This is a genomic window from Streptomyces sp. NPDC046712 (assembly GCF_040645695.1).
GTDB lineage: Bacteria > Actinomycetota > Actinomycetes > Streptomycetales > Streptomycetaceae > Streptomyces.
Map to the genome: position 1 here is coordinate 57,408 of NZ_JBEYYW010000006.1, position 14,696 is coordinate 72,103.

Annotated in this window: 14 protein-coding genes; all 14 read left to right on the forward strand. The window is 71.8% G+C overall.

What is annotated here, in order from left to right; all coding sequences use genetic code 11:
- Window positions 1-20: 20 nt before the first annotated feature.
- The 14 genes from ABZ939_RS10480 to ABZ939_RS10545 all read left to right on the forward strand — a co-directional run bounded on the left by ABZ939_RS10480 (window position 21) and on the right by ABZ939_RS10545 (window position 14,532).
- Complete coding sequence (locus tag ABZ939_RS10480; protein ID WP_361851435.1) at window positions 21-1,253, forward strand: ROK family transcriptional regulator; 1,233 nt, start codon at window positions 21-23, stop codon at window positions 1,251-1,253.
- 123 nt (window positions 1,254-1,376) lie between these two features.
- Window positions 1,377-2,555: an LPXTG cell wall anchor domain-containing protein gene (locus tag ABZ939_RS10485; RefSeq protein ID WP_361851438.1), complete on the forward strand. Its 1,179-nt coding sequence runs from the start codon at window positions 1,377-1,379 to the stop codon at window positions 2,553-2,555.
- Between the two features lie 228 nt (window positions 2,556-2,783).
- Window positions 2,784-3,548 carry a GntR family transcriptional regulator gene (locus tag ABZ939_RS10490; protein WP_361851441.1) on the forward strand — a complete coding sequence of 255 codons (765 nt, stop codon included), beginning with the start codon at window positions 2,784-2,786 and terminating at the stop codon, window positions 3,546-3,548.
- A 144-nt stretch (window positions 3,549-3,692) separates the two neighbouring features.
- On the forward strand, window positions 3,693-4,814 hold the full coding sequence (locus ABZ939_RS10495) for a TIGR03364 family FAD-dependent oxidoreductase (RefSeq protein ID WP_361851443.1): 1,122 nt from the start codon (window positions 3,693-3,695) through the stop codon (window positions 4,812-4,814).
- A 5-nt stretch (window positions 4,815-4,819) separates the two neighbouring features.
- Entirely contained in the window at window positions 4,820-5,497 is a 678-nt protein-coding gene (locus ABZ939_RS10500) for a phosphonatase-like hydrolase (protein WP_361851446.1), read from the forward strand.
- Window positions 5,494-6,546 (forward strand): ABC transporter ATP-binding protein, encoded by a 1,053-nt coding sequence (locus ABZ939_RS10505; RefSeq protein ID WP_361851448.1) that lies wholly within the window; start codon window positions 5,494-5,496, stop codon window positions 6,544-6,546. The genes ABZ939_RS10500 and ABZ939_RS10505 overlap by 4 nt, the downstream gene beginning before the upstream one ends.
- A 112-nt stretch (window positions 6,547-6,658) precedes the next feature.
- Window positions 6,659-7,462 (forward strand): 2-aminoethylphosphonate ABC transporter permease subunit, encoded by an 804-nt coding sequence (locus tag ABZ939_RS10510; RefSeq protein WP_361851451.1) that lies wholly within the window; start codon window positions 6,659-6,661, stop codon window positions 7,460-7,462.
- On the forward strand, window positions 7,449-8,246 hold the full coding sequence (locus tag ABZ939_RS10515; protein ID WP_361851454.1) for an ABC transporter permease subunit: 798 nt from the start codon (window positions 7,449-7,451) through the stop codon (window positions 8,244-8,246). The genes ABZ939_RS10510 and ABZ939_RS10515 overlap by 14 nt, the downstream gene beginning before the upstream one ends.
- Before the next feature lie 23 nt (window positions 8,247-8,269).
- Window positions 8,270-9,337, forward strand: a complete 1,068-nt coding sequence (locus ABZ939_RS10520) for a 2-aminoethylphosphonate ABC transporter substrate-binding protein (RefSeq protein WP_361851457.1) — start codon at window positions 8,270-8,272, stop codon at window positions 9,335-9,337.
- A gap of 138 nt (window positions 9,338-9,475) precedes the next feature.
- The gene (locus ABZ939_RS10525) at window positions 9,476-11,011 is read left to right on the forward strand and encodes an alkaline phosphatase family protein (protein WP_361851460.1); all 1,536 of its coding nucleotides are present in this window, start codon (window positions 9,476-9,478) and stop codon (window positions 11,009-11,011) included.
- Window positions 11,012-11,092: 81 nt separating this feature from the next.
- Window positions 11,093-11,872, forward strand: a complete 780-nt coding sequence (locus ABZ939_RS10530) for an HAD-IIA family hydrolase (RefSeq protein WP_361851463.1) — start codon at window positions 11,093-11,095, stop codon at window positions 11,870-11,872.
- A gap of 91 nt (window positions 11,873-11,963) precedes the next feature.
- Window positions 11,964-12,608 (forward strand): PT domain-containing protein, encoded by a 645-nt coding sequence (locus tag ABZ939_RS10535; RefSeq protein ID WP_361851465.1) that lies wholly within the window; start codon window positions 11,964-11,966, stop codon window positions 12,606-12,608.
- Window positions 12,609-12,636: 28 nt separating this feature from the next.
- On the forward strand, window positions 12,637-13,269 hold the full coding sequence (locus ABZ939_RS10540) for a class F sortase (protein WP_361851907.1): 633 nt from the start codon (window positions 12,637-12,639) through the stop codon (window positions 13,267-13,269).
- 246 nt (window positions 13,270-13,515) lie between these two features.
- Window positions 13,516-14,532 (forward strand): glycoside hydrolase family 6 protein, encoded by a 1,017-nt coding sequence (locus tag ABZ939_RS10545; protein WP_361851468.1) that lies wholly within the window; start codon window positions 13,516-13,518, stop codon window positions 14,530-14,532.
- Window positions 14,533-14,696: the final 164 nt, after the last annotated feature.

Genomic DNA, 14,696 nt, shown 5'->3' on the forward strand with positions numbered 1-14,696 from the left:
GCGCGGGAGACAATGGCGCCGTGAACAGGAGTGTGACGGGAGCCAATCTGCCGGCGCTGCGCAGCCACAATGCCGCGCTGGTGCTCGATCTGCTGCGTACGGCGGGGGAGGCCGGGATCAGCCGCCTGGAGCTGGCGGAGCGCACCGGACTCACCCCGCAGGCGGTCAGCAAGATCACGGCGCGGCTCCGGGCGGAGGGCCTGGCACGGGAGGCGGGCCACCGCGCCTCGACCGGCGGCAAACCGCGGACCGTCCTGCGGCTGGTTCCCTCGGCGGCACACGGCGTGGGGGTGCACCTGGACCGCGACGAGCTGACGGCCGTCCTGGTGGACCTCGCGGGGGTACGGGTGGCCCTGCGCCGCGCCCCGCTGGACCTGGGCGCGGGCGCGGACGCGGTGTTCGAGGCGGTGGAGCGGGAGGTGGGGGCGCTACGGGAGGGCTACGCGCCGGGGGCGGCGATCGCAGCGGAGGGGGCGGAGGCCGTCGCGGAGGGGGCGGAGGCCGCCACGCCGGGTGTGGAGGCCGTCGCGCCTGGGTCGGAGACCGCCACGCCGGGGGCGGAGGCCGCTGAGTCTCCTGAAGGCCCTGCGACCCCTGCGACCCCCGCACCCCCGGTCCCCGCCGTGCTCGGCGTCGGGGTCGCGATGCCCGGGCCCCTCGATCACCTCACCGGCACCCCCGGGCGGGTCACCGGTTACCCGGAGTGGGAGGGGGTCCTGTTGCGGGACGAGCTCACGCGGCGGCTCGGGCTGCCGGTCGAACTCGACAAGGACACCAACGCCGCCGCCCTCGGGCTCGCCCTCCGCGCCCCGGTCGCCGACTCGTTCGCGTACCTCCATCTCGGTACGGGGCTCGGCTCCGGCCTCGTCCTGGGCGGCGCGCTCCACCGGGGCGCGAGGACCGGGGCCGGGGAGTTCGGGCACCAGACCGTCCAGCTCGACGGGCCGCCCTGCGACTGCGGCGGGCGCGGCTGCCTGGAGGTCCTCTGCCTGGCGGCCGTGGCCCGCGGCGACCTCCCCGAGGCGGCCCGGATCCTCGGTGTCGGCGCCGCGAACCTCGTACGGCTCCTTGACATCGACCGCGTCGTCCTCGGCGGCCGGGCCGTCACCGCCGCGCCCGAGGTCTTCGCGCACGGGGTCGGCGCGGTCCTCGCCGGAGCGGGCCGGGACACCCCGGTCGCGGGCACCGCCACCCCGCACGTCGTCGCCGAAGGGGCGGCGCAGCTGATCCTCGCTCCGATCTTCGGAAAATAGGCTGATCGGGCGGAATGTGCGGGCGTCCAGGGGCACGCGCCGCGTCGCTCCCCGGCTCGGCCGCGCCCGCGTGGCAGCGTCGCGGCCGTCCCGTACGCCCGCGAGCAGCAAAGGCACCCGCCCATGCGAATGCGCAACGCCCTCGCCCTCGGTGTGACCGCGGCGACGACCGGAACCGCCGTCCTCGCGCTCGCCGTCGCCCCGTCGTCGGCGGACCCCGCCCCGCTCAGCGGCCCGAACTCCGGCCCAGGCAGTGGCCCGAACTCCGGCCCGGGCAGTGGCCCGAGTCCGGGCCTGGGCGCCGATCTGGGCTCCGGCTCGGGTCCGGGGCTGGGGTCCGGCTCGGATCCGGGGCTGGGGTCCGGTCTGAGCTCCGGTCTGGGCTCCGGCTCGGGTTCGGGGCTGGGCGCCGATCTGGGCTCCGGCTCGGGTTCGGGTCTGGGGTCCGGTCTGGGCTCCGGCTCCAGTGGCGGCCTGAGCTCTCGCTCGAGTCCAGGCCCGGGCGCCGCCCCGAGCTCCCGTCCCAGCCCGGGATCCGGTGCCGACTCCGAAGCCGAGCGCCGGGAGAAACCCCCCACCTGCGGCAGGGCGACCGACCCCGAGTTCCCCCTCGACACGAGGATCCACGGCAGCCCCGGCCCCTACGTTCCGGGCGCCGGCTTCCGTACCTTCGAGGTCGACCTCACCAACACCACCACCGAGCCCTGCCACAGCATCCACCCGGTCCTGGCCCTCGCCGACCGCGACCGGGTCCTCCAACCCGACCAGATCCAGCTCGACTTCTACGACTCCGAGGCGAGCCGTTGGCGCCCGGTCCGGTTCGAGAAGACGGAGGAGGACGAGAACGTCGGGGTGTTCGCCGACTTCCCCGGCTTCGACGTCCCCGCGGGCGGCACGGTCACGGTCGGCGTCCGCCTCGCGTTCCGTGCCGGCACCGCCCCCAACGAGGTCCTCGCCAACGCGGCGATCGTGCAGCGCCGGGGCGACGACGGGGACTGGGTCGGTGAGTCCGACGACTTCCGTCTGACCATCGCGCCGGACGGGCCCGGGGATCCCGGGCGCAAGGACGGCGGGACGGTTCCGGCTCCTGTCCCGGTCCCGGTCCCGGTCCCGGTCCCTGTCCCTGTCCCTGTCCCGGTCCCGTCGAAGGGCGATACGGGCCTCCCGCCCGTCCCGACCCGTCCCGAACTGGCGCTCACAGGAGCTGAGTCGGTCGTCGCCGCCGCGTCGGGTGCGCTGCTTCTCACGGGTGCCGGCCTGTTCGTCGTCGCTCGCCGCAGGCGGCGCCACGGCGCGGGCTAGCGGGCGGGCGCCTCCGTTCGTGGGTCTACGTCCACCCCGAGGACCCTGTGCGTGCGGCGGTCTCGGGGTGCGGGGGCCATGAGCGGAACGCGCCCGCAAGGGCGCCGTCCCGTGTGCCCACCCGTCCCGCCCCAGCGGGACGATTGCCCACACGGGCGCCTGAACTGCGCGCCCCCGCTCCACTCTCCGTACACCCTCCCGTTCATTCCCATCTGCGAGCATCCCCCCGTGGACTACCCGAACGACCAGGCACCTGGCGCCCCCATCCGCTCCGGCATCCCCGAGCACGGCCGTATCCCCAAGTACTACGCGGTGAAGGCCAAGGTCGCCTCGCTGATCGACGAGTTGGGGGAGGGTGGGCTCCTGCCCACCGAGCGGGATCTCGCCCTCCGTTACGAGGTCTCCCGGGAGACCGTCCGGCAGGCCCTGCGGGAGCTGCTGCTGGAAGGGCGGCTGCGCCGTCAGGGGCGGGGGACCGTGGTCGCCGGGCCCAAGCTGGAGCAGCCGCTCTCGCTCGCCAGCTACACCGAAGGCGTACGCCGTCAGGGCCGCCGCCCCGGCCGTACGCTCATCTCCCTCGACCGCTTCCCCTGCCCCGACGCCCTCGCGCCCGAGATCGGGGTCCGACGCGGCGAGCCCGTCTGGCACATGGAGCGGGTGCTGCTCGCCGACGACGAGCGGGTCGGTCTGGAGAGCACGTACGTCTCCGAGGCCCGCGCCCCGCGCCTGGACACCGAGTTCGACCCCGACTCCTCCTTCTACGCCTATCTCCGCGAGCAGCTCGGCATCACGTTCGGCGACGCCGACGAGCGGATCGAGACCGTCCTCGCCACCCCTCGCGAGGCCCTGCTCATCGGCACCCCGCCCGCGCTCCCGATGCTGCTGATCCACCGGGTCTCCCGGGACACCTCCGGCCGGCCCCTGGAACGCGTCCGCACGCTCTACCGCGGCGACCGCTTCAGCTTCACCGCGCACCTGGGCCACCAGGGCTGACCGACCGTAAGCCGCGACAGGGGACAACCACTCCACCGTTGATAACGAGAAGGTAACGGGTCTAGGCCATCCTTGTCGGGCCGTTCACCGTCCCGTTGCCCACCGGATCCGTCCGGGTCACCGACCCCCAGGACCGTGAACGGCATGAAGGTGATCGTCGTAGGAGCCGGCGTGGTGGGAACCATGCACGCCTGGCACGCAGTGGAACGCGGCCACGAGGTCGTACACATCGAGCGCGAGGCCGAGGCGCGCGGAGCCTCCCTCCGCAACTTCGGACAGATATGGGTGAGCGGCCGCGCGGGCGGAGAGGAGCTGGACACCGCGCTGCGCGCCCGCGACCTGTGGGAGGGCATCGGCGCCCGCGTCCCCGGACTCGGCTTCCGGGCGATCGGCTCGCTCACCCCCGTGCGCAACGACCTGGAGCTGGCCGTCGCCGAGGCCGCCCTCGCCCGGCCCGACGCCGCGGCCCGCGGCTACAAGCTGCTGACCGCCGACGAGGCCCGCGCCGTCAACCCGGCCCTGCGCGGGACGTTCGAGGCCGCCCTGTGGTGCGAGCGGGACGCCGCGGTCGAGCCGCGCACCGCCCAACTCGCCCTGCGTGAGGCCCTTCTGGCCACCGGGAAGTACACCTTCCTGCCGAACCGCGAGGCGCGCGACGTCATCGGCGGGAACTCCGTACGCGACGACCGCGGCGAGATCCACACCGGCGACGCCGTCGTCCTCTGCACCGGCGCCGCGCTCACCGGCCTCGTCCGTGAGATCGCCGGCGAGATCCCGGTCCGCCGCGTCCGGCTGCAGATGATGCAGACCGACCCCCTCGGTGAGCCGCTCACCACCTCCGTCGCCGACGCCGACTCCTTCCGTTACTACCCGGCGTACCGGTCCGAGGCGCTGGACGCCCTCAACGCCGGGCAGGCGCAGGACCCGACCGCAGTCGCGCACAAGATGCAGCTCCTGATGGTGCAGCGCCTCGACGGCGGACTGACCATCGGCGACACCCACGAGTACGAGCACCCCTTCGCCTTCGACACCCTCGAAGACCCCTACGAGCACCTCATCCGCGTCGTGGAGTCCTTCCTCGGCCGCCCGCTGCCGAAGATCCGGCGGCGCTGGGCGGGCGTGTACGCGCAGTGCACCGACACCAGCCGGGTCGTGCACCGCCAGCAGGTCCGCGACGGCGTGTGGCTGGTGACCGGCCCTGGCGGGCGCGGCATGACCTGCTCGCCCGCCATCGCCGAGACGACCGCGAACGAACTGGGCTGGTGATCCCGATGACCCCGACGAACCTCGTCGTACTGGACATGGCCGGCACGACCGTCGCCGACGGCGGCCTCGTCGAGCAGGCCTTCACGGCCGCCGCCGAGCGCCTCGGCGAAGACCCGGCCACGATGATCGACTACGTCCGCGCCACCATGGGCGAGTCCAAGATCTCCGTCTTCCGCCACCTCTTCGGCGGCGACGAGACCCGCGCCCAGCAGGCCAACCTCGCCTTCGAGTCGGCGTACGGAGAGCTGGTCGCCGGTGGCCTCATCGCCCCGATCCCGGGCGCGGCCGAGGCGATCGCCGAACTGAAGGACCAGGGCCGGACGGTCGTCCTCACCACCGGCTTCGCCCGGGTCACCCAGGACGCGATCCTCGACGCGCTCGGCTGGCGGGACCTGGTCGAGCTGACCCTCTGCCCGGCGGACGCGGGCGGCCGGGGGCGCCCGTACCCGGACATGGTCCTCGCGGCCTTCCTCCGTACGGGAGCCGTGGACGACGTCCGGCAGGTGGTGGCCGCGGGCGACACCTCGTACGACATGCTCAGCGGGGTCCGCTCGGGCGCCGGGATCGTGGCGGGCGTCCTGACGGGGGCGCACGACGAGGCGGCGCTCAAGGAGCACGGCGCCACGCACGTCCTCGCGTCGGTCGCGGAGCTGCCCGGTCTGCTCGCCGGGGAAGCGATATGACCAGCGGGATCCGCTTCGACGCGGTCACCGTCAGGTACGGGAGCAACATCGTTCTCGACGCGCTCGACCTGACCGTCGAGCCCGGCGAGGTCATGGCCCTCCTCGGGCCCTCCGGCTCCGGCAAGACGACCGCGCTGAGGGCGGTCGCCGGGTTCGTGCAGCCCGTCTCAGGACGGGTGTTCATCGGCGACCGTGACGTCACCGGACTCCCGCCGTACCGGCGGGGGATCGGGATGGTCGTCCAGCAGTACGCCCTCTTCCCGCACATGCGGGTCGAGGACAACGTCGCCTTCGGTCTGAAGGCGCAGAAGGTGCCGAAGGGCGAGATACCCGGGCGGGTCGCCGAGGCCCTGGAGATGACCGGGATGGCGGCGTTCGCGAAGCGCCACCCGCGCGAGCTGTCCGGCGGACAGCAGCAGCGGGTCGCCATCGCGCGGGCGCTGGCCATCAGACCGAACGTGCTGCTGCTCGACGAGCCGCTGTCCGCGCTGGACGCGCAGCTGCGCTCCGGGATGCTGGCGGAACTGGCGCGGCTGCACCGGGAGTTGCCGGACGTCTCGATCCTGTACGTCACCCACGACCAGGTCGAGGCGCTGACGCTCGCGGACCGGATCGCCGTCATGGACAAGGCCCGGCTTCAGGACTGCGGCACGCCGCAGGACCTGTACCGGCGTCCGCGTACGGAGTTCACGGCGTCGTTCGTCGGCAACGCGAATCTGCTGCCGGTGGTGGTGGGTGCGGACGGGGTCTCCTTCGGGGGCGTCGCGCTCAAGGTCCCGGTCGCCGGCGTGGCCCCGGGCGCGGGCGCCACCCTGTGCGTCCGCCCGCACCTGGTCGGCCTCGGAGAGGGGCCGAATGCCCTGCGGGGCCGAATCGCCGAGGTCCAGTGGCGGGGGGCGACGCATCGCTTGTACGTCGATGTCGACGGGCACCGCGTCAAGGCGGACGTCCGGGAGCTGCGGGAGACGCCGGCGCTCGGGGACGAGGTCACCCTGCACTTCGCGCCGGAGGACGGGGTGCTGCTCGGGGCCGGGGTGTCCGATGGGTGACCCGTCCGCACCGGTCATGACGGCTGAGCGGCCTCGTGGCGGGGCACATGGGGCGGACGAGCCCGCAAAGGCGCCGTCCGTTGTGCCCACCCGTTCCGCCCCTGCGGAACGTATGCCCACAACGATGTTGTGGGCCCTGCCGCCCGTCGCCGTGCTCGCGCTCGTCTTTCTCTATCCCCTCGCCCTCGTCGTCCAGGAGTCCCTCGCCCCCGGGGCCTACGCCGAGGTGTTCTCCTCGGCGGCCTTCCGTGAGGCGCTCGGCACCACCGTCTGGCTGGCCGTCGGGGCCACCGTCGGGTGTCTGGTCCTCGGGTTCGTCCTCGCCCTCGTCATCGCGTTCGTGCCGTTCCCCGGGGGGAAGGCGGTGTCGAAGTTCATCGACGTGTTCCTCTCCTTCCCCTCCTTCCTGATCACGCTCGCGCTGCTGTTCCTCTACGGCACGGTCGGCATGGCCAACGGCGTGTGGACGGACCTCACCGGCGCCGAGTCGGGCTCCGGGCCCTTCCAGTTCCTGACCACCCCGTGGGGTGTCCTCCTCGCCGAGATCACGTACTTCACGCCCTTCGTGATGCGCCCGCTCCTCGCCGCGTTCTCGCAGATGGAGACCGCCCAGCTGGAAGTGGCGTCCTCCCTCGGCGCGAAGCCGCTGCGGATCGTCCGGCGGGTGATCCTGCCCGAGGCGCTGCCCGCGCTCGCCGCCGGCGGGAGCCTCGTCCTGGTCATGTGCCTCAACGAGTTCGGGATCGTCCTCTTCACCGGCGCCAAGGGCGTCACGACCCTCCCGATGCTCGTCTACGGCAAGGCGATCCTCGAGTCCGACTACGCCGCCGCCTGCGTCGTCGCCGTCGTCAACGTCGCGATCTCCGTCGGCCTCTACGGCCTCTACCGGGTGGTGAGCAAGCGTGTTGGTGCATAGCCGTACGGGCAGATGGACGGCCTGGACCCTGTTCGCGGTCCTGTTCGTGCCGCTCTTCGCCCTGCCCCTCCTCGTGATCCTCGCCGCCTCGTTCTCCACGAACTGGTCCGGGGCCTTCCCCTCCGGGCCCACGGCGGAGCACTACTCGGCGGCCGTACGAGGCGAGTCGCTTCAGGCGCTGACCACCAGCCTGGTCACCGCCGTCACCGCGAGCCTGCTCGCCCTGACCATCGGCACCTGGGCGGCGCTCGCCGCGGCAGCCCTCCGTACCAAGGGCAGAAGGGTCCTCGACGCGCTCTTCATGCTGCCGGTCGCCGTGCCCTCGGTCGTCGTCGGCCTCGCCGTCCTGGTGGCCTTCTCGCAGCCGCCCGTGCTCCTGAACGGCACGCGCTGGATCGTGATCCTCGCGCACACCATTCTTGTCACGGCGTTCGCCCACCAGTCGGTTTCGGCCGCCATCCTCCGTCTCGACCCGATGTACGAGCAGGCGGCGGCCAGTCTCGGCGCCCGCCCCTCGTACGTCCTGCTCCGGGTGAAACTGCCGCTCCTGCTGCCGTCCCTGAACGCGGCCGCCGGGCTCTGTTTCGCCCTGTCCATGGGTGAGCTGAGCGCCACGATGATGCTCTACCCGCCGGACTGGCTGCCGTTCCCGGTGCTGATCTTCACGGCCACCGATCGCGGCTCCCTCTTCACCGGCTCGGCGCTCGCCGTGGTCCTCATGGCCGCGACCCTGCTCGTCCTGCTCGCCGTCTCCCGTATCCGTACCAAAGCGTCCTACCGCTAAGTCCCTCAGGAGAGAACGACGTTATGCGCACCTCGTCCACGCTCATCAAGCCGATCGCCGCCGTCACCGGCAGCCTCGCCCTCGCCGCGACCCTCACCGCCTGCGGCGGTTCCTCCGCCGCCTCCGACGAGAAGGTCGTCACCGTCTACAGCGCCGACGGCCTCAAGGGCGAGAAGGGCGACGGCTGGTACGACAAGGTCTTCGCCGACTTCGAGAAGCAGACCGGCATCAAGGTCAAGTACGTCGAGGGCGGCTCCGGCGAGATGGTGCAGCGTGCCGTCCGCGAGAAGAACAACACACAGGCCGACGTCCTCGTGACCCTGCCGCCCTTCATCCAGCAGGCCGACTCCAAGGGCCTGCTCCAGGCGTACACGCCCAAGGGCGCCGACCAGGTCAACGGCGCCGACAAGTCCGGCGACGGCAAGTGGACCTCGGTCGTCAACAACTACTTCGGGTTCATCCACAACAAGAAGGAGCTGAAGGACGCCCCCAAGACCTGGGAGGAGCTCCTCGACGCGAAGTTCAAGAACAAGCTCCAGTACTCCACCCCCGGTGTCGCGGGCGACGGCACGGCCGTGGTCATCAAGGCGATGCACGACTTCGGCGGCCAGGAGCCGGCGATGGAGTACCTGAAGAAGCTCCAGGCCAACAACGTCGGCCCGTCCTCCTCCACCTCCAAGCTCGCGCCCAAGGTCGACAAGGGCGAGATCCTCGTCGCCAACGGCGACGTCCAGATGAACTTCGCCCAGTCCAAGTCCATGCCGAACCTCGGCATCTGGTTCCCGGCCAAGGAAGGCGGCAAGCCCACCAGCTTCGCCCTGCCGTACGCCGCCGGCCTGGTGAACAAGGCCCCGCACAGCGAGAACGGCAAGAAGCTGCTCGACTTCATGCTGAGCGAGCAGGCCCAGCGCGAGGTCAGCGCGATCGGCGGCGGCTTCCCGGCCCGCAAGGACGTCAAGGCCACCGACGCCAACGCCATCGAGCTCGCCAAGCTGATGGACGGCGTCGAGATCTTCGAGCCGGACTGGGCCGACATCGACAAGAACCTCACGACGTACGTCGACGCGTGGAAGAGCGCCACCGGAAGCTAACCGCTCGCTTCCAAGAGTTCACCGCACGGCCCCTGGCGACCCGCGAATGATCGCGGAAAGATAACGGGTACGGACCAACGCCCCCGAGGAATCGGGGGCGTTGGCATGCCGCCGCCCCCATTCACGGAGGAATCGAAGATGCCGATCACCGGCATGTCCCGCCGCACCGTGCTCGCCGCCGCCGGCGCCACCGCAGCCCTCGCCGCCACGGGCGTGGCCACCGCGCCGGCCGCCCACGCCGCGTCCCCCACGCTCCCGAACGGCACCAGCAAGGACAAGGTGCTCGTCGTCGGCATGGACGGACTGCGGTACGACAGGATCGACGCGGCCAAGGCCCCGAACCTCAAGTCCCTGATGGCGAACGGCACGTACGGCCTGTCGCTGCTCTACGCCAACCCGATGGCCGCCACCTCCTCCGGCCCCGGCTGGTCCACCATCTCCACGGGCGTCTGGCCCGACAAGCACGGCGTGAAGGACAACACCTTCGCCGGCAAGAACTACGCCAAGTACCCCGGATTCCTGGCCCGGTTGAACCAGATACGCCCCGAGCTGTCGCTCTTCGCGGCCGTCGACTGGCCCGAGCTCGACACGCACGGCACGGTCACCCCCGGCGCCGACGCCAAGATCGTCTACAACAACAACTACGTCGTCAACGACAAGGTGATCACCGACATCACCGAGGACATCCTCCGGAACCAGAACCCGGACGTCCTCTTCGTCTACTTCGGCGAGACCGACGAGATCGGGCACAACTACGGCGCCGCGCACAGCAGGTACCTCGACGCCATCGACGTCCAGGACGGCTACCTCGGCCGACTCCTCACCGCCATCAAGGCCCGCCCCTCCTACGCCACCGAGCGCTGGACGGTCATCGTCACCACCGACCACGGCCATGTCGACTCCGGCGGCCACGGCGGCTCCGCCATCGAGGAGCGCCGTACCTTCGTCCTCGCCCAGGGGCCCGGCATCGCCGCCGGTGCCCGCCCCATCGACACCCGCCTCGTCGATGTCGCCGCCACCGTCTTCCACCAGCTCGGCATCGTGCCCGATCCCTCCTGGGGCCTGGACGGCAAGCCGATCCAGCAGCGCTCCACCGACCCCTTCGACGCGCTGCACTCCTCCCTCTCCGGCCGCGTCGACGAGACCGGCATCCCCGCGGGCATCCTCGGCTTCACCCACACCGCGCCCAGCGGCTGGTCCGTCATCAACAACGCCATGGGCACCGGCGGCATGACCGAGTGGCGCGGCTGGGCCTTCGCCACCGACGAGTTCTGGTCCCGCACCCAGCGCGACCAGTCCCGCGAGCTCAACGTCCGCTCCCGCGGGGTCTTCGCCGTCGCCGACTCCGACGAGTGGGCCGACAAGTCCTTCTCCGGTACGTACGACTCGACCCTGGTCACCCCCGCGTACGGCGTCTCCGGAGCCGCCCGGGTCACCCTGGACTTCACCACCTTCTACCGCCAGGAGGGCAGCCAGACCGCCCAGGTCCTCGCCTCCTTCAACGGCGGCACCCCGACGGTCGTCAAGAGCTACACCTCCGACGTCGTCTCCCAGCCCCAGTCGCTCACCGTCAACGTTCCCGCCGGGGCGTCCAGCGTGAGCTTCCGCTTCCGCTACACCGGGTCCAACAACTGGTACTGGGTGATCGACGGGGTGAAGATCAGCACTTCCTGATTAGGCTGGGGGCGTCGCCACAGCGCTGTCGCGGCGCCCCCAGCACCCCGCACGATTTCTGTACGGCAGGAGTCCCCGCACATGGCAGAGCGCAAGCCGATCGAATCCTGGCTCACCGACATGGACGGTGTCCTCATCCACGAGGGTGTCCCGATCCCCGGCGCCGACGCGTTCATCAAGAAGCTGCGGGAGACCGGGAAGCCGTTCCTGGTCCTCACGAACAACTCGATCTACACCGCCCGCGACCTGCACGCCCGCCTCGCCCGCATGGGCCTGGACGTGCCCGTGGAGAACATCTGGACCTCGGCGCTCGCCACCGCCCGGTTCCTCGACGACCAGCGCCCCGGCGGCACCGCCTATGTCATCGGCGAGGCCGGTCTGACCACCGCGCTGCACGACATCGGCTACGTCCTCACCGACCACGACCCCGACTATGTGGTCCTCGGCGAGACCCGGACGTACTCCTTCGAGGCCATGACCAAGGCCGTCCGGCTCATCAACGCCGGCGCCCGGTTCATCTGCACCAACCCCGACGAGACCGGCCCCTCCCTCGAGGGCCCGCTCCCGGCCACCGGCTCGGTCGCCGCGCTGATCACCAAGGCCACCGGCAAGGAGCCGTACTTCGCGGGCAAGCCCAACCCGCTGATGATGCGCACCGGCCTCAACGCGATCGGCGCCCACTCCGAGTCCAGCGCCATGATCGGCGACCGGATGGACACCGACATCCTGGCCGGGCTCGAGGCGGGCATGCAGACCTTCCTGGTCCTGACCGGTCTGACGACGCAGGTGGAGATCGACCGCTTCCCGTTCCGCCCCTCCACGATCGTCGACTCGATCGCCGACATCGTGGACCGGGTGTAGGCCCCAGGGCCCCAGGTCAGCCCCTCGGTCGGGCCCCTGCGGATGCGAAACGACCGGAACCGGGTGAACCTGCCAGTACCAGGAGGTCACGATGCGTTCAGGTCCCATTGCTCTCCGTGCCGCAGGGGCGGCCGCCGTCCTGGTACTGGCACCCACGGCCGGTACCGCCTTCGCCGGTGACGCCGTCAAGGTCACCGTCACCCCGTCCACCGCCAAGCCCGGCGCCGATGTCGACATCCGCGTCCAGGGCTGCAAAGGCACCACCGGCGCCGCCAGGTCCCAGGCATTCGTCGCCGACGCCGAGCTCACCGGCCGTGACGGGGGCGACTATCCCCTCTTCGGCGACACCACGATCAAATCGCATCTGAAGAGCGGTACGTACAAGGTCAGCGTGACCTGCGACGGCCGCGAGCACCGTGACGTCGGCGCGGTCCACGTCGAGAAGCACAAGCCGACGCACGAGCCGACCCACCACCCCACGCACGAACCCACGCACAGGCCGACGCACGAGCCAACCCACTGGCCGACCCACCACTCGAGCCCGATCGCCCCGGTCAAGGCCGGCGGTGGCGGTGCGGCCCTGGCGGTCCCGGCGGTACCCGCCGCGCCCGGCGTCGCGCAGACCACGGCCGAGAGCGGCCTCGGCACCCCGTACACCCTCGTCGGTCTCGGCATGGCCGCGATCGCCGCGGTGGCCGTCGCCTTCCGCACCGCGCGCCGCCGCACGGGCGACTGAGGTGTCCTCCGGGTCCGGCAACGGGCGGATGCTGACCGGTGTGGCCTGGGCCGTCCTCCTCCTGGGGCTCTGGCTCTGGGGTCGCGAGATCACCGAAGGGCCGGGCGGCAGCTCGGCCCCGACCACCGGAGACATAGCCGCGGTCGGCCGCCCCGACGGCGTCCCGCTCCCCCCGGCACACCGCCCCCTGCACCCCGCCGAGCCGCGCCGCGTGGAGATTCCCTCCCTCGGCATCGCGGCGCCGGTCGTCGGCCGCGGCCTGGACGACACGGGCGCGGTCGACCCGCCGCCGTTCGAGATGCCGCACTCCGTCGGCTGGTTCCGCACCGGCACCCCGCCGGGCGCCAAGGGCGCCGCCCTCTTCGTCGGCCACGTCGACACCGAGACCAGGCCCGCCGTCTTCTACGGGCTCAGCTCGGCCCGCCCCGGCGCCACGGTCAGGGTGACCCGGACGGACGGCTCGGTCGCCGAGTTCACCATCGACGACGTCCAGGTCTTCCCCCGGGAGCGGTTCGACGCCCGGAAGGTCTACGGGCAGCGCCGGGCCGATCGCGCCGAACTGCGCCTGATCACCTGCGGCGGCACCTTCGACCGCAAGGCGGGTGCGTACACGGCGAACGTGGTCGTCTCCGCGTACCTGACGGGAACGGGCAAGGCGTGACAGGTACTGAACACCGGGCCCGGCCGGCGGGCACCTGATCACCGGGCTCGCCCGGCGGACCGCGCGCCCGACGGCCGGGCCGGTCCTCGACCACGGGCGCACGGGCTGCGGGAGAAGCCCGGCGCCGCCGCGGGAGGTTCGGGTGCGGCAACTGTAGAACGCTCTTCCGGCCCCGGCCCAGACCTCCTTTGTGCCACGATGGAGCTGACCGGTTCGGTACGGTTCCGTACACCCAAGGGGGAGTGGATGTACGTACGTCGCATCGCGCTGCTGGGGCTCGCGGCCCTGGTGCTCGCCGGATGCACATCGTCCAACGGCTCGGGGGACGGCAAGGACAAGGGCGAGGCGCGCACACCACCACCGTCCGGTGAGCAGCAGCCCAAGGAGACGGACCCCTTCTGGGTCAACCCGCAGGGCAAGGCGGCCCTGCAGCTCGCCACGTACGTGAAGGCGGGCCGCGCCGCGGACGCCGAGCTGATCGAGAAGATCGCATCCCAGCCGGCCGGTGAGTGGATCGGCACGGACCGGCCCGAGGACGAGACCAGAGCGCTGACCGAGGCCGCCCGGAAGGCCGACCGGGAGGCGCTGCTCGTCCTCTACAACATCCCGCACCGTGACTGCGGCCAGCACTCCGCGGGCGGCGCGGCCGACGCCGGCGCCTACCGCGACTGGGTGGAGAAGGTCGCCCGGGGCATCGGGGAGCGGCGTGCCACCGTCGTCCTGGAGCCGGACGCGGTGATGCACATGGTCGACGGCTGCACCGAGCAGCAGTACCACGAGGAGCGGTACGAGCTCCTGAAGGCCGCCGTCCAGCGGCTGAAGCGCCAGCCGGCCGTCACCGTCTACCTGGACGCGGGGAACGCGGGCTGGGGCAAGCCGGCGGAGATCTTCCAGCCGCTGCAGCGCGCGGGCGTGGCGGAGGCCGACGGCTTCGCGGTCAACGTCTCCAACTTCCAGACCACCGAGGCCAGTACGGCCTACGGCAAGCAGCTGTCGTCCCGTATCGGCGGCAAGCCCTTCGTCGTCGACACCAGCCGCAACGGCAACGGCCCCTACACCGAGGGGGATCCGCGGGAGAACTGGTGCAACCCGCCCGGCCGCGCGCTGGGCGAGCCCCCGACCGTCCGCACCGCCGACCCGCTGGTCAAGGCGTATCTGTGGATCAAGCGGCCGGGCGAGTCCGACGGCGACTGCAAGGGCGGCCCGAAGGCGGGGGAGTGGTTCGAGAACTACGCGCTCGACCTCGCCCGCGGGGCGGAGTGACAGCAGGGGTGAAGGCGTGGAACCCCCGGCCGCAGCCGGGGGTTCCCGTGTCCGGGATCAGTCGCGCTCGGCCCTGATACCGCCCACGTTGATGTCGCTGCAGCTGTTCGAGCCCTTGGTGGTCAGGTTGAAGCCCTTGAACGCCTGGTTCCTGTTGTCGGGGT